Here is a 15,141-nt window from a genome sequence, read left to right on the forward strand (position 1 = left end):
TGGTATGATGAAAAACGTGTTAATAATTGAATCAAGTGGATCGGGTGTCGCAAGACTCAATAGAAAAGCCGGTTGAAGGCCGGCGCGGTCACGCCACTGTAGCGGGGAGCGAATCTGCACAAGGCAAGTCACTGGGGAAACCTGGGAAGGCGCGGAGGAGCAATGATCCGGAGCCAGGAGAACTGCCTGATTGACAATCACCGTTATTACCTGCGAGGGATGGGGAGGGGATTTGCCGTTTTTCTGTGCTATTGAGTAGTTTTGGTGTGCAGTTTTCAGCTGTCCTCATGTTTGAGGGCAGCTTTTTATTATGAAATTTTGGTCAATCAAGCCGATAGGCGCAGAATGACTTAGATTTTGTGTAAGGGCGCAGTGCGAAACCTTGTTTCGCACGAAGTTTTTGTTGCGGAGGGATAGTATTGCAAAGAAAAATCAGAGGCTGGCAGTTGGCTGTAATCGGCCTGTTGCTGCTTATCTGTCTGACTGGCTGTAAGAATGAAGCACAGGATGCAAGGGAGCAAGCCGCCTATACGGTGACGGATGCGCAGGGAACACAGGTCAATATGCCGGCCAAGCCCAAACGTATCCTGACCATGTCCATGAGCACGGATGAGGTCATGCTGGGGCTGGTGGAACCGGAGCGCATGGCGGCTGTCAATGCCATGCTGGATGATCCGGCCAGTTCCAATGTGGTGGAGCTGGGGAAGAAAGTGGAAACAAAGATTCGCTATCCGTCCGTGGAAGAGATTGCTGCCTTGCAGCCGGATTTGGTGATTGTCCCCGATTGGGGTGACTTGTCACGCGTGGCGGCGCTGCGGGACCTGGGTATTCCCGTGGTGGTCTGCAAGGGCCCCCGCAGCTTGCAGGAAGTAAAGGAAACCATTACTTTGCTGGCACAGGCAGCAGGTGAACCCCAGCGGGGTGAGCTCCTGTTGCAGAAGATGGATGGAAAGCTGGCGGAAATCGCCGCCAAGGTGCAGGAGATTCCGCAGAGTGAGCGGCGCAGTGTGGTGTTGATTTCCCTGATGAAGGGGTATGGCGGCGCTGGCTGTTGCTTTGACGAAGCCTGTCAGTTGGCCGGGGTAATCAATGGCCGCGCCGCTGCCGGCATCAAGAATGGCGAGGAAATGAGCAAGGAAAAGCTCGTGGAGATCAATCCCGATATCTTGTTCCTGCCCACCTATAACAATCATGGAAAATTTGATATCGACCGCTTCCGGAATGAATATATGAATGACCAGTCATTGCAGAATATGAAGGCCATTCAGCAGGGCAATCTGCTGGAACCGGATGAAGGTTATATATATAACTGTTCGCAGGATTTTGTCTTTGCGGTGCAGGAAATCGCTTATCGCGTCTATGGCGATAAGTTCAAGCTGGAACCGCAGCAGCATCTGTCGGCAGTAGAGAATTAAGGGGGACTTTTTGATGCAGAAGAAATTGACCAACAGGATTTTAACGGCTTTGGCTGTGGGGACACTGTGCTTTGGCACGGCAGTCTGCCAGGCTGAAACGGTAAGCGAGGACTTGGGGGATGTGGTAGTTACGGCGGAACGTATGCCGTCCCAGCGTATGAGTACTCCCGCAGATATGACGGTGATTACGGCAAAGCAGATTGAAGCCAACCACTATCAGACGGTGGGTGAGGCTCTGGCCAATGTCAATGGCGTGGTGGTCACGAATGGCAATGCGAATGGTGATTCAGAAGTGGTCATCAATGGCGACCAGCGTGTCGTTGTATTGGTGGATGGCCAGCGTTTGAACAATGACCAGGGTTCCATGACCAGAGCCAGTGTCAGCCTGGGCATGCTGCCTTCCGTGAAAAATATCGAACGCATTGAGGTTGTGAAGGGCGCGGGATCTGCCCTTTACGGCAGTGATGCCGTCGGCGGCGTGGTCAATATCATTACCCGCAAGGGAACGAAGAGTGAAACCACGGTGGATTTGAATACGGGTTCCTTCAAGACGCATAATTATGAACTGACCAATCAGGGCAGTGAACAGGGCTGGAGCTGGTTCGTAACGGCAGGCTTGCAGAAGCAGGGCTATTTCAATTACAAGGGAGATAATGATTCCCGCACCCGCATGGCCAATAGTGATTATAGCAACAAGAGCGTTTCCCTGCGTTTGGACAAACAGCTGTCCGACAATGACTCCTTGCAGCTGAATTTCAATCATAAACTGGCAGATATGGGGATCCTGGGGAATGCGGCAGGCCGCCGGCAACAGCATAATTACAATTATGGGGCACTGACCTGGAACTTCAAGGAACAGCAGCCTGTGAAAGGTTTCCTGCGCTATTTTGCCAACTATAAGTCCACGGATTATCAGGGCAAATACGATACCCATATGCAGGGAGTGGATTATCAGAATGGCTGGAAGCTGGGGCCAAACAACAAGCTGGTGGCCGGGGCTGAATGGCATCAGAGTGAATCCACCAACAAGCAGAGCGGTTACGAGAACAAGAAGATTACTACCAAGGCTGTGTTCGTGCAGGATACCATGCGCCTGACGGACAAATGGTTCTTTGTGCCGGGTGTGCGCATGGATCATCACGATGCCTTCGGCACGCATTGGACGCCGAAAGCAGCCATCAATTACCGGGCAGACAAACAGACGAAGATTTATGGTTCCTGGGGCCGGGTATTCAAGGCGCCGACAGCTGATGATATGTTCTATACGGATGCCTGGATGCGGGGCAATGCCCATCTGCAGCCGGAGTCCGGTCATGTGGAAACCATCGGTTTCACCCATGATTTCTCCAAGAAGGCAACGTTGGATGCCAGCTATTTCTGGAGCAACATCCATGATGCCATCAAGTGGGTTTATGATCCCGCAACGTTCCTGACGAATGCTGAGAACGTATCCCGGGAAAAGAAGCAGGGCGTGCAGCTCTCCTTTACCGGCAGACCATCTGCGCATTGGTCTTATGATATCGGGTATTCCTATATCGATACCAAGACCGATGGAACGAAGGTGCTGTTCTATCAGCCGAATGGCTATCGTCTGGGACTACATTATCATTATGACCGCTGGACGGCTAATCTGCTGGGGCGTATGGGCAGTGGCCTGGATAACAATACTTATGGCTGCCGTCGTTATGCAATCTGGGATTTCAATACCACCTATGCTGCAACGAAGAATGTGGATGTGTACTTCAAGGTCAACAACCTGACGAATCAGATGTATTATCTGGTGCCGAAATCTGCCTACACAGGTTGGTATTACCCTCTGCAGGGCCGTTCCTTCCAGCTGGGTGTAAAGGTATCGTTTTGATGGCTGATCTTTTGCTTGATGTGCAGGGCTTGCAAGCTGGCTATGGCGGGCGGCAGGTGTTGCGGCAGGTTTCCTTTCAGGCTGGCGGCGGCGAGCTTATCGGCCTGATTGGCCCCAATGGGGCAGGCAAGAGCACCTTGCTGAAAGCCCTGCGCGGGCTGCTGCCTGCTGAGGGGCGTATCGGAATCAAAGGCAAAAGCCTTGGGGACTATACCCCGCAGGAAATGGCCAGGGTGGTGGCTTATCTGCCCCAGCACAGTCATGTGCCCTTTGCCTTCACGGTAAGGGAAGTGGTGCTGATGGGCCGGGCGCCGCATTTGCGTTGGTGGCAGCGGGAAGGGGCGCAGGATGTTCGCATCGCTGAGGCCTGCATGGAATATATGGCGGTGGCGGATCTGGCGGACACGCCGGTCAATACCCTGTCGGGCGGCCAGCGGCAACGGGTGCTGCTGGCCAAAGTTCTGGCCCAGCAGACGCCCTTGCTGTTGCTGGATGAACCGGCCAGTGGTCTGGACTTGTTCTATCAGGAGGAACTCTTCCGTTTCTGCCGGGAACTTTGTCAGGCAGGCCGGACAATCCTGCTGGTGGTGCATGATCTGGCACTGGCGGCCCGCTTCTGTTCCCGGCTGTTGCTGGTGGGGCAGGGGGGCTTGCTCGCAGATGGCGAGCCCAGGGCGGTCTTGCAGCCGGAACTGTTGAGCCGTGCCTATGGCGTTTCTGTCTATGTGGATTTCCATCCGCAGACCGGCCATGCGGATATTTACACCAAAGCGATGGCCAGACGGCAGCAATTGCTGCCTTTGCTGATGGGAGGGGATGCGTCATGAAAAATCATTTCGTCAGCGTGCTGGCCGTCATGTTTATGCTGCTGCTCTTTATGATGCTGCTTTCCCTGAGCTGGGGACAGATGGATATTCCCTTTTCCCATGTGCTGGATGTCCTGCGCAAGGCCGCAGGGATGGCACCAGTGAATGGCCTGACACCCAATGAAGAAGCGGTTATCTGGCATATCCGTCTGCCGCGTACGTTGGTCGGCCTGCTCACTGGTGCGGCTCTGGCGGCGGCGGGGGCTGCTCTGCAGGGTCTTTTTGCCAATCCACTGGCAGATCCGGCGATTATCGGCGTGTCCAGTGGGGCTTCTGTGGGAGCAATCGTGGCTATTGCCACGGGACTTTCGGCGGCAACCTTGTTTGCTTTGCCCATCTGTGCCCTGCTGGGCGCTTTGCTGGCGGTCAGTCTGACCATTGCGCTGGCCTTTAGGCGGGGGCGGATTCCCGTGCTGACCCTTTTGTTGGCTGGTGTGGTGGTCGGCATGTTCCTGGCGGCCGTGTCCGCGATGCTGCTGACTGCAGTCAGCGAGAACAAACTGCAGGAATATCTGTTCTGGACAATCGGCGGCCTGGATTATCGCCGCTGGGAGCACGTATGGCTGGGGCTTTTCCCCATTGCCGTCAGTGTGGGGATTATCTGCCTGCTGGCGCGGCAGCTCAATATCCTGTCCTTGGGGGAAACGGAGGCCAGGGCCGTAGGCCTGCCGGTGATCCGCTTCCGTCTGATCCTGTTGTTCCTCGCGGCGCTCGCCACGGCAACGGGCGTCTGCATCAGCGGCAATATCGGTTTTGTAGGGCTGGTAGTGCCCCATATGCTGCGGATGCTCATCGGCCCCGACCATCGGCGGCTGCTGCCGGCATGTGTCCTGGCCGGAGGTATCTTCCTGCTATTCTGCGATATTGTAGGGCGGGTGATCCTGTCCGGCACGGAGATTCGCGTGGGCATCATGACTGCCTTTATCGGCACACCGTATTTTTTGTATCTGCTGCGTAAGCAGCAGCGAATGGAGTAGATGTGAATGGAAAATATCGTTGCAGGGCTGGAGCTCTTCCAAAAGGGCGGGCTGGTTATGTATGTGCTGCTTTTATGCTCCCTTTTTGTCATGGTCATCGGCGTGGAGCGCTTCCAATATTTCCGCCGCATGGATTCCGGCCGGGGCTTTGCCCGGGAGTTCTTCGCCCTGATGAGGAATGAAGATTATGCCGGGGCCATGAAACTGGCGAGGGAATCCTCCGGCAATATGGCGGAAATCATCATGCGGGCAGTAGAGCGGGCTGCGGATGGGCAGGATGTCAGCAGCTTCATGGAAATCCAGTCCGGTGTGGCGCTCGCGCATTTCAAGCGACGTCTGTATTATCTCAATGTCATTGTGACTATGGCGCCGCTCTTGGGGCTTTTGGGCACGATCAGCGGCATGATTTCGGCCTTCAGTGTCTTCAATGTGCAGTCGGCACAGGCAGCAGCTATCACCGGCGGCGTTGGCGAGGCGCTGATTGCCACGGCCTTCGGCCTGTGCGTGGCGATTATGGCACTGGCCATTCACGCCTTCTTCGTGCAGTGGGTGGAAAATATCATCACGGATATGGAGCAGGTGTTCTCTTTGGTCGAAACCAAACAGGCGGAACTGACAAAGGCGGGTGCGGCTTATGCGTTTGCGTGACCGCCGCCAGATGGAAAAACCGGATATCATCATCATCCCGATGATTGACATCATGTTTTTCCTATTGGTGTTCTTTATGCTCAGTACCCTTTATATGGTGAATCTCAAGACTGTAGACATCAATATGCCGCAGGCGGCGCATGTCGAAACGCAGCTCAAGGTGACCTATGTGGTCACGATGAAAAATGACGGCAGCCTGTGGCTGGAGGATAAGCCTGTCGCTGAGACGGAACTGCTGAACAAGGTGGCAGACCAGCAAAAGAAGAATCCGCAGTTTGCTGTGGTGGTGCGGGCTGACCAGAAGCTAGACTATGGCATGGTCATAGGCCTGCTGGATAAGATAAAGGGTGCTGGCGTGGCTAAAGTGGGGCTGGCCGCCGATAGTGCCGGAGGGCAGTGAGATGCGGCAGGAGCAAAAGGCAGAACTAAAGGCCTGGGCCGTTGCACTGGCCTTGCATGGTATTTTGTTTGTCCTCGTGGCCCTGAGCGGCGTGTTCCTGCTGGTCAAGCCGCCGCAGACAGCAGATCCGGTGGAGGTAGCCCTGTGGGAAGACAGCGGACTTGCCGGCGGCGGTGAAGCAGGCGGAGGCAGTCCGGCGCCCGATCCCGTCCCGGCCTCTCCGCCTCTGGAGGTGGCCATACCCACTCAGAATCTGCCGCAGATTCAGGAAAGCTATACAAAAGAGCCGCAGAAACAACAGGAGTACCGCCAGCAACATCAGACGCAGGCAAGCAAGGTTACAACACCGGCGGCAGGGGCGACTGCAGGGCAAAAACAGGCGGAAGCAAATGGCTCGGGCAACGGCACAGGAACGGCAACAGGCAATGGAAGTGCCGCTGGACAAGGGGCAGGCACAGGGACAGGCAGCGGAGCAGGTTCTGGCGCTGGAACTGGCAGTGGTAATGGCAATGGCGGGAACAATGGCCATACCAGCACGGAACGTGTGGCGGCGCGCTGTACCTACCGCCCCAGCCCTGCTTATCCGGAAAGCCTGCGTCAGCAGGGCGTGGAAGGCAGTGTGCGGGTGCTGATCCTGGTAGCCGAGGATGATTCCATCGAGTCGGTGGAAGTCGTGAAGTCCTCGGGCTATCCGGCTATGGATGCGGCGGCTGCAAGTGCTGCCCGTGGCTGCCGTTTCCAGATGAATGGCCGTCGGGGCCGCTATACGACAACATATAGTTTCCAACTCGCCGATGGTGACGATTGGTAAAAAATGAAATTAGAGTTTTTAGGGAAGGATGTTATTCTTGAAAAAAGATGCGAAACATTTATCGAAGCAGATAGCACTGGGGCTGACTGCCATGATGCTGGCCAGCGGCTATTCTTTTGCGGAAGCTGCTGATAATCAGACCGTGGAGGAAAACTTAGGTGATGTGGTGGTCACCGCCACCCGCAGCCATAAACGGGAAGTGGATACCCCGGCGGCTACGGAAGTCATCACGGCTAAAGAAATCAAGGAAACTGGTGCCCAGACTGCTGGTGAGGCATTGGCAAAAGTTGACGGCATTGCCTATGGTGCTTTTGGGCAGAATGGTTCTGCTATGGGCACAATGGCCAATGATGTCAATATCCGCGGCGTTGACAACGGGACACTGGTGCTGGTGAATGGCAATCCCATATCCTGGCGTGGGAAGTACGATTTGTCTGCTATCCCTGCGGACACGATTGAACGCATTGAAGTGGTCAAAGGTAGTGGTTCCGTCCTTTATGGCAGCGAAGCTATGGCTGGTGTAGTCAATATCATTACGAAGAAAAAAGCGGCCAACACGGTGACGGCTGGCATTGGCAGTGCCGGACAACATCACTATGCGGCCAATGTCGGTGATGATCGTTTGGTTGTCCATTATGATTTCAACGAATGGAAGCATGGGATAGATGCCAGCAGGACGGCAACGACGTTTGGACAGACCAGGACAAATGTCAATCATGTGAAAAAGCAGTCGGCAGGTATCAATTACAGTCTGAACAAGAATCTGGATTTCCTGTATGGCTACTATGAAACTGAAGCAAAATATGACCGTTATGTGACGGAGGTAAGTAGTGCCAGAGCAGCGGCACGTGTGGGCGATCTGTTCAATAGCCGCAAGTATGAGACCAAACGCCATATCACCCAGCTTAATTATCATGACAAGAATTGGAAAGCCGGTCTTTATTGGAATGATGGCACGGTGGAATCCTGTGGCCCCACGCGGCTCACTTCTGCAGGGCGGAGAACCAACTCCTTGTATAACACCCGGGAAAAGAATGTTACCTATGGCTTGGACGTGCAGCGCCGTTGGAAAGTTTCGCCACGTACCAGCTGGATTGGTGGCATGAGCCTGCAACGGGAAATCTATCAGAAGCTTTATGCACCATCCACTCCGACAGCTGTTGATTATGGGCGTAACAACTGGGCTGCGTTTGTCCAGTTGGAGGAGAAGTTTGATGCGAAGAACACCGGTATTTTTGGTGTGCGTGAAACCTGGACAACCGGAGCTTGGCGTGATCAGAATTACCATAATTTCAGTGCTTCAGGGCAATGGCTGCACAAGATGGACGCGGCCAACAATCTTTATGTCAGCGTAGCACAGTCCTTCATCATGCCGACATTCTCACAGATGTATGGCGCCACGGATGCAGGTGTGCCCAACCCGTCCCTGAAACCACAGAAGGGTATCAATTATGAAACGGGTTGGAAACAGAATCACAATAATCATCAGTGGAAAGCTGCCGTCTTCCATATGGATATCAAGGATAATATCGATGCTACATGGAATGCTGCCCGCAGCCAGTATACCTACAATAATGAAGATTTCCGCAATACAGGTGTGGAACTGGCTTGCGATATCAAGAGCCAGCGACCCTTTTCTTATCACTGGGGCGTAACTTGGCAGAATCCGGAATCCAAGAATGCGAAGAAGGGTTATTGGGACCGGAAGTTCGGCAAGGTACAGCTTACAGGCGGCATCACCTATAAGCAGGGTAAACTGGTTTCCAACTTGAGCGGTTCTTATCTGTGTGACCGGGTGCAGACGCCATCGGCAGAACACTCCTTCAAGGCAAAGCCGTATTTCCTCACCAGCTGGCACACCAGCTACCAGCCGGATGCAGCGCAGGAAATCACCCTGACGGTCAGAAATGTGCTGAATCGCCACGACGTGATTTCCCATTCGTCTTCCACCTATTATGATGCACCGGCCAGCTATATGCTGAACTACACCTATAAATTCTAAGCGAAAAGAATAATCATCTGAGGAATACAGGAAACCGCACATGGCAGCAGGCTATGTGCGGTTTTTGTCGAATGTAAACAAGAGATAAATATGTCGTACAGCGGACAGGATGTAACAATAGAATCAGGTGAGAAATGCTATGGACAAAATAGAAAGACTTTTGGTTTTTGGCGATATTCATGGCAAATTTGACAGATTTATGGAGGCCTATCAAAAGGCCGGTTTCAATCCGGATAAGGATCTGCTGGTGTTCTTAGGCGATTACCTTGACCGGGGAGAACAGCCAGTGTCTGTGATGGAATGGGTGATGGAGAACTTCGGAAACAGGCATATGATATTCCTGCGCGGCAACCATGAGCAGATGCTTTATAAAGCCATAAAGGAAAAGGTGGAGTCATCTAATCTGTTGTCATTCCTGTTTGGTTCGCCTAAGGCACTGTGGCTTAACAATGGCGGCAGGATGACTTATTCAGAAATAGAAAAGACTGGCCGGAAGGATGTTTTGTTTGACAACTGGCTGAAGCTGATTGAACAATTACCACTGTATACAGAAGTTGAGGTAAATGGCAGAGCTTATTGGCTTATGCACGCTGATTGCAATCCGGACGTGCCGTTGGCTGATCAGGAGGAGAAAACCTTGCTGTGGGGCAGAAGTCTGGCCATGCATCCAGAGCTCCATCAGGGCGAGCAGGTTATTGTATTGGGCCATACCCCTGTGCAGGCGTTAGGCTATGAAGCAAAACCGCAATGGCTGCAGGATGGAAAACTTGTGCTTATGGATACTGGGAGCTTTATGGAAAATGGCCGCGTGTCGTGTGCAGATTTATTAAGCGGTGAAGTATATCAGTCATCGATATGAGGCTGAACAGCAAAAATAACGTTTGATATGCTCCCCTTATGCGAGACACTAAAACTGTCATCATAGGGGGACTTTTTTGCCTTTTCTTGACGGGGAAAGTTCAAGCAGGCTGTGTGTAGTTTTTGTCGAAAATAATAAGAAAAGGGAGACGGGAGAATGCAGGGGTTGACACCAACTGAGTTAAAGGCCATATTGTTTTCCAAGCGGGCCAATGTGTATTATCTGGAAAAATGCCGGGTGATGCAGAAGGATGGGCGTGTGCTCTATCTGACAGAAGGCAAGAAAGCCAATCAATATTGGAATATCCCCATCGCCAATACGACGGTAATTCTTCTGGGGACGGGAACTTCCATAACCCAGGCGGCTATGCGGATGCTGGCCGGTGCAGGTGTGCTTGTGGGTTTTTGTGGTGGCGGTGGTACGCCGTTATTGGCCGGTACAGAAATTGAATGGCTGAATCCGCAAAGTGAATATCGACCGACACAGTATGTGCAGGGCTGGATGTCCTTTTGGTTTGCAGAGGATAAGCGCTTGCAGGCGGCAAAGAATTTCCAGTATAAACGCTGTGATTTTTTGGAAAAGGTTTGGGGGAAGGACCGTGATTTGCAAGGGGAAGGTTTCTTTGTGGATGATCGGGAGATAGAAGGTGCGCTGACAGGTTTTCGCCAGCGTATTGATGATGCGGAAAATGTAACGGAATTATTGGCGGCAGAGGCTAATTTTGCCAAACAGTTGTATAAATATGCCGTGCAGCGGACTGATTATGGGGATTTTACCCGGGATACAGATGCGACGGATATTGCAAATATCTTCCTCAATCATGGCAATTATCTGGCTTATGGTATGGCGGCCTCTGCTCTGTGGGTGCTAGGGATTCCGCATGGTTTTGCCGTAATGCATGGCAAGACACGGCGGGGAGCGTTGGTCTTTGACGTGGCAGATCTGGTAAAGGATGCCATTGTATTGCCGGGCGCGTTTGTCTGCGCAAGAAATGGTTTGGAGAATCAGGAATTTCGCGAATACTGCCTGCAAAAGTTCACGGAACATAAGGTCTTGGAATTTATGTATGACACGATAGAAAAGCAGAGTTTGCAGTGGTATAAGGGGGATGGGCGCAATGATGGTGATATTTACCAGTCAGAGTGACAAGAATGCCTTGAAAACCACCCGCTGGATATTGGATGCCTTTGCCAATCGTATTGGTACGGATACCTGGCAGACGGTTATTACCGAAGATGGTTTGCAGATGGTCAAAAGACTGTTGCGCCGCCATGCGACCAAGAGCATGTCCGTATCCTGCCGCTGGATTCGGTCGCGTACCCGCAGTCAGCTGCTTTGGATTGTAGGAGATAGCAGCCGCTTTGATGAGAATGGCTATGTGCCTGTAAATAGTACCCAGAAGGATATTGCCCATCAAGCATGGGAAAATGACTGGATTTATCTGCCGGAGATAAAGTCCTTGGCGGCAATGGCAGGTGTCTTGCATGATTGGGGAAAGTCTGAGACAGCATTCCAGAAGATGTTGAAGAAAGCGAGCAACGGAAAACGGGAAAGTGATGAGGTCTATCGTCATGAATGGCTGAGCTGTAAGCTGCTGGAAGGATTGGTCTGGCAAACAGAGAAGCGGACGGATGAAGAATGGCTGAAAATCTTGCAAAGTGGGAAAATCCCGGAGAAAAAGTTAGAGGAATGGCTGGCAGAGAATGCCAGTGAAAAGCTCAAAGAACTGCCGCCCGTGGCGAGCATGTTATGCTGGCTTATCTTGTCCCATCATCGTCTGCCTGTATTGGATAAAGCGGATGCGAAAGCTTATGCCAATGATGAAGCCACATCATTTTCCAGGCTTTTATCTGGATTGGATGCTGTATGGGGGTACCAGAAGCAGGGAAAAGCTGCGGTTAAACTATCCCGGGGCTTGCTGAAATCAGATAAATGGCAGAAACAGGTAAAAAAATGGTCGGACAGGCTGGCGGCACAGATTCCTGTCTTGCATGAATTATGGGCGCAGGAGAATATACGGTTGCTGCTTCTGTATGCCCGCGTCAGTCTGATGTTGAGTGATTACACTGTATCTGCTGCCAAAGCGGAGTCCTCATGGCCGCAGGATTGCGCTTTATTTGCCAACACGGATAAGCATGGTTTGAAACAACGTCTGGATGAGCATTTGGTGCGGGTAAGCATGCAGGCTGCGCAGGCGGCACATTGCCTGCCGCATTTTATCCATGGAATGGACAGGATTGAGGATGTGCCCAATCTGCGCAGGAAAAGTCCGCCAGCTTTTGTCTGGCAGGACAAGTCCGTGGCTAAGATTGGTGACTGGCGTAAGGCTAAGGAAAAAGCAGGCCGCAGTCATGAAGGCTGGTTCGTTATCAATATGGCAGGAACGGGCTGTGGTAAAACAATGGGCAATGCAAAAATCATGCAGGCCTTGTCGGAGGATGGAAAATCACTGCGATACAGCCTGCTTTTGGGGCTGCGCAGCCTGACCTTGCAGACTGGCCGTGAGTATCAGAAGCGAATCGGACTGGATGTTGGTGAAATAGCAGTGTTAGTCGGTTCAGCTGCAGCCAAGGAATTGTATGGTGAGGGGGCATGGGAGGAGTCTGCTGATACAGATTGCATGAACGGATTGCTGGCTGGAGAAGTCAAGGCTGATTTCGCTGTGAATGATAAGATGCTGGCAGTCTTATTTGCTTCGTCAGCTCAATTGGCGCAGAAGCATAAAGAATTGTTATACGCGCCGGTACTGGCTGCTACCATCGATCATTTGATGCCCGCTACGGAGACTGTGCGCGGTGGGCGCTATATCCTGCCATTCCTGCGGATGATGTCGGCTGATGTGGTGATTGATGAGATCGATGATTTTGCAGGAGCAGATCTGGTAGCAATCGCCCGCTTGGTGCATATGGCAGGGATGCTGGGCAGGAATGTCATTCTGTCATCTGCAACGATACCGCCTGATTTAGCTGAGGGATTGTTCTCGGCTTATTGGAGCGGGCGGAAGCTGTATACCCGCTTTTTTAAGTATCCTTTGCGGGTGAATTGTGTCTGGTGTGATGAGTTTCAGACCAAAATTCAATTGATGGAATCTCCAGAACTGGCAAAGGTATTGCCTGCTTATCGGCAGTGGCATAAAAATTTTGCCCTGCGGCATAAGGAAAAGCTTTCGCAGCAACCAGTGAAGCGTAGAGGATGGATTGTAGAATGTACAGATTTGTTTGCATTACCACTGGCAGACCGACAGAATGCCTATTGCAAACTTATGCAGGATGCTATGCTGAAACTTCATCAGCAATATGCCGTGACGGATAAAAGGACAGGAAAGCAGGTATCTTTTGGGGTGGTGCGTTTGGCCAATATACGGCCTTGTGTAGAGACCGCTAAGTTTTTGTTGGCAGCGGAATGGCCGGAGGAATTCGCACCACGCTTGCTGGTGTACCATAGCCGCCAAACGGCATTATTGCGCAGTCAGGAAGAAAGATATCTGGATGTTGTGCTGAAACGTAAAAAGCAGGATGCGACAGAAATAGATTTTCAGGATATCGTGGTGCGTAGGCAGATTGATCATACAGACGCACAGAATGTTGTCTTTATACTGGTGGCTACACCGGTAGAGGAATTGGGCCGTGACCATGACTTTGACTGGGCCGTGGTGGAGCCGTCCTCATATCGTTCCATCATTCAGTTGGCGGGCCGCATTCGCCGGCATAGACTGGCGTTAGAAAATGGAGAGATAGGAAACATTGCGATTATGCAGTATAACCTGAAGGCCATAACGTCAGGAGATAAAGTGGTATTTTGCAGGCCGGGGTTTGAATCAAGGAAATATGCGTTGGAGACGCATGATATGAAGGCATTGGTGGATACTGAAGAACTGGCCAAAGGTATCAATGCTGTACCGCGTACGGTCAGACCGGAGAAACTGTCTCCGCATAAGAAACTGATTCATCTGGAACATCAGGTCCTGACAGATTTCCGTGATTTGTCCTGCTTCGGGCCAAGCAGACTTCATGGCTGGCAGGAAGAATCCTGGTGGCTTACAGGGCTGCCACAGCAATTCAATAAGTTCCGTGAAGGTGCGCAGGATATAGAGCTATGTCTTAAAAAACAAGAAAACGGCACGTTCTGCTTTTGCGAACAGAGTGAAAGCACAGATGAATGGATAGAGCGGGAGGATTGGTATCATATCCAAAAACAAAAAGATGAGGAAAGTGAGCGCTTCTGGCTGCAGCGTGATTATCAGCAGGCATTGGCCGATTATCAGGGAGATTCTGCTAACAGCAAGGGCGTAATTCAGGCAGGAATTTTGCATTTGCCTGCGAACAGGGAAAAAACTGTGTGGGTGTATTCTGATCAGTTTGGCATGTATGATGAAAAGAAGGACTTTGCCCCTTAATACAGAATAACATCTATGTAAGCGATTTTACCCAAATTTTGCTGACTGTTGCAAACCCCTATAAAATAAGGGACTAGCGAGACGTGAAAAATTAGGGTAAAATAACTGGAAATCGCAAGAAGGCTTCTGGTTGTAGGGAAAGAGGGCAAAATCCCACAGTGTTCCGCCGAATAGGCGGCTTAGAAATGTTACCTCAGTCCATGATGACATGGCCCATTGTGTTCCGCCGAATAGGCGGCTTAGAAAGCCATGGAAAGCGGCTGCCACACAGTAGCATCGTGTTCCGCCGAATAGGCGGCTTAGAAAATAAACCATAGCCTCGTTCGGGATATTGGCACGTGTTCCGCCGAATAGGCGGCTTAGAAACGTTTGCTAACAAGCTGAGCGTGGTTGCAGATGTGTTCCGCCGAATAGGCGGCTTAGAAAGACAAACTGAATGAGGCCCGGACGGCAGTGGGGTGTTCCGCCGAATAGGCGGCTTAGAAACACCAAGACGGCGGCCACGCTGGTGGGCGGCAGTGTTCCGCCGAATAGGCGGCTTAGAAATGTTTGAGCCGATTGTTGGCTGTCTGCAATTCGTATTCCGCCGAATAGGCGGCTTAGAAAGAGAATGCCGAGAACTCAATACAAGCAGCCAAGTATTCCGCCGAATAGGCGGCTTAGAAATCCAAGAGATAAGGCATGCAGCCTTCATCCCGGTATTCCGCCGAATAGGCGGCTTAGAAAAACACTCTGACGGTGGAACGTGCTATCAATGGGTATTCCGCCGAATAGGCGGCTTAGAAAATCTAAATATGATGGTCCTGTGAAAATTTGAAGTATTCCGCCGAATAGGCGGCTTAGAAAGCGATAATCTAAGCCCTGCAGAAACATGCCCTGTATTCCGCCGAATAGGCGGCTTAGAAA

11 protein-coding genes, 1 CRISPR repeat array and 1 riboswitch are annotated in these 15,141 nt (G+C 51.8%); all 11 genes read left to right on the forward strand.

Going from position 1 to position 15,141, the window contains the following annotated elements; translation table 11 throughout:
• Nucleotides 1–25 precede the first annotated feature (25 nt).
• Nucleotides 26–204, forward strand: a riboswitch (cobalamin riboswitch).
• A gap of 209 nt (nucleotides 205–413) precedes the next feature.
• Nucleotides 414–1,415, forward strand: a complete 1,002-nt coding sequence (locus tag BUB68_RS11075) for an ABC transporter substrate-binding protein (RefSeq protein ID WP_371914861.1) — start codon at nucleotides 414–416, stop codon at nucleotides 1,413–1,415.
• Between the two features lie 13 nt (nucleotides 1,416–1,428).
• Entirely contained in the window at nucleotides 1,429–3,276 is a 1,848-nt protein-coding gene (locus BUB68_RS11080) for a TonB-dependent receptor plug domain-containing protein (protein WP_073091322.1), read from the forward strand.
• Entirely contained in the window at nucleotides 3,276–4,103 is an 828-nt protein-coding gene (locus BUB68_RS11085) for an ABC transporter ATP-binding protein (RefSeq protein WP_073091323.1), read from the forward strand. Before BUB68_RS11080 ends, BUB68_RS11085 begins: the two co-directional genes overlap by 1 nt.
• Nucleotides 4,100–5,119, forward strand: a complete 1,020-nt coding sequence (locus tag BUB68_RS11090; protein WP_073091325.1) for a FecCD family ABC transporter permease — start codon at nucleotides 4,100–4,102, stop codon at nucleotides 5,117–5,119. Before BUB68_RS11085 ends, BUB68_RS11090 begins: the two co-directional genes overlap by 4 nt.
• A gap of 6 nt (nucleotides 5,120–5,125) precedes the next feature.
• Nucleotides 5,126–5,767 carry a MotA/TolQ/ExbB proton channel family protein gene (locus BUB68_RS11095; RefSeq protein ID WP_073091327.1) on the forward strand — a complete coding sequence of 214 codons (642 nt, stop codon included), beginning with the start codon at nucleotides 5,126–5,128 and terminating at the stop codon, nucleotides 5,765–5,767.
• Nucleotides 5,754–6,167, forward strand: a complete 414-nt coding sequence (locus BUB68_RS11100; RefSeq protein ID WP_073091329.1) for an ExbD/TolR family protein — start codon at nucleotides 5,754–5,756, stop codon at nucleotides 6,165–6,167. Before BUB68_RS11095 ends, BUB68_RS11100 begins: the two co-directional genes overlap by 14 nt.
• A gap of 1 nt (nucleotide 6,168) precedes the next feature.
• Nucleotides 6,169–6,978, forward strand: coding sequence for a TonB family protein (locus BUB68_RS11105; protein ID WP_073091331.1), 810 nt, complete (start codon nucleotides 6,169–6,171; stop codon nucleotides 6,976–6,978).
• A 28-nt stretch (nucleotides 6,979–7,006) separates the two neighbouring features.
• The gene (locus tag BUB68_RS11110) at nucleotides 7,007–8,980 is read left to right on the forward strand and encodes a TonB-dependent receptor plug domain-containing protein (RefSeq protein WP_256625890.1); all 1,974 of its coding nucleotides are present in this window, start codon (nucleotides 7,007–7,009) and stop codon (nucleotides 8,978–8,980) included.
• A 139-nt stretch (nucleotides 8,981–9,119) separates the two neighbouring features.
• Entirely contained in the window at nucleotides 9,120–9,839 is a 720-nt protein-coding gene (locus BUB68_RS11115) for a metallophosphoesterase (RefSeq protein WP_073091333.1), read from the forward strand.
• Nucleotides 9,840–9,995: 156 nt separating this feature from the next.
• Entirely contained in the window at nucleotides 9,996–10,985 is a 990-nt protein-coding gene (gene cas1f, locus BUB68_RS11120) for a type I-F CRISPR-associated endonuclease Cas1f (RefSeq protein WP_073091335.1), read from the forward strand.
• A complete protein-coding gene (gene cas3f, locus BUB68_RS11125) occupies nucleotides 10,957–14,235 on the forward strand; it encodes a type I-F CRISPR-associated helicase Cas3f (protein WP_073091337.1) in 3,279 nt (1,092 codons plus the stop codon). The genes cas1f and cas3f overlap by 29 nt, the downstream gene beginning before the upstream one ends.
• A 158-nt stretch (nucleotides 14,236–14,393) precedes the next feature.
• A CRISPR array of direct repeats spans nucleotides 14,394–15,141; the repeat unit is 28 nt; unit sequence GTGTTCCGCCGAATAGGCGGCTTAGAAA.

The sequence above is a fragment of the Pseudoselenomonas ruminantium genome (assembly GCF_900142515.1).
Classification (GTDB): domain Bacteria; phylum Bacillota; class Negativicutes; order Selenomonadales; family Selenomonadaceae; genus Selenomonas_A; species Selenomonas_A ruminantium_D.

Excerpts from the sequence above, each read along its gene's own strand:
- BUB68_RS11090 (WP_073091325.1), top strand. The coding sequence starts at position 4,100 with ATGAAAAATCATTTCGTCAGCGTGCTGGCCGTCATGTTTATGCTGCTG.
- BUB68_RS11085 (WP_073091323.1), top strand. The coding sequence starts at position 3,276 with ATGGCTGATCTTTTGCTTGATGTGCAGGGCTTGCAAGCTGGCTATGGC.
- BUB68_RS11100 (WP_073091329.1), top strand. The coding sequence starts at position 5,754 with ATGCGTTTGCGTGACCGCCGCCAGATGGAAAAACCGGATATCATCATC.
- BUB68_RS11095 (WP_073091327.1), top strand. The coding sequence starts at position 5,126 with ATGGAAAATATCGTTGCAGGGCTGGAGCTCTTCCAAAAGGGCGGGCTG.
- BUB68_RS11105 (WP_073091331.1), top strand. The coding sequence starts at position 6,169 with ATGCGGCAGGAGCAAAAGGCAGAACTAAAGGCCTGGGCCGTTGCACTG.
- cas3f (WP_073091337.1), top strand. The coding sequence starts at position 10,957 with ATGATGGTGATATTTACCAGTCAGAGTGACAAGAATGCCTTGAAAACC.
- BUB68_RS11115 (WP_073091333.1), top strand. The coding sequence starts at position 9,120 with ATGGACAAAATAGAAAGACTTTTGGTTTTTGGCGATATTCATGGCAAA.
- BUB68_RS11110 (WP_256625890.1), top strand. The coding sequence starts at position 7,007 with ATGTTATTCTTGAAAAAAGATGCGAAACATTTATCGAAGCAGATAGCA.
- BUB68_RS11080 (WP_073091322.1), top strand. The coding sequence starts at position 1,429 with ATGCAGAAGAAATTGACCAACAGGATTTTAACGGCTTTGGCTGTGGGG.
- cas1f (WP_073091335.1), top strand. The coding sequence starts at position 9,996 with ATGCAGGGGTTGACACCAACTGAGTTAAAGGCCATATTGTTTTCCAAG.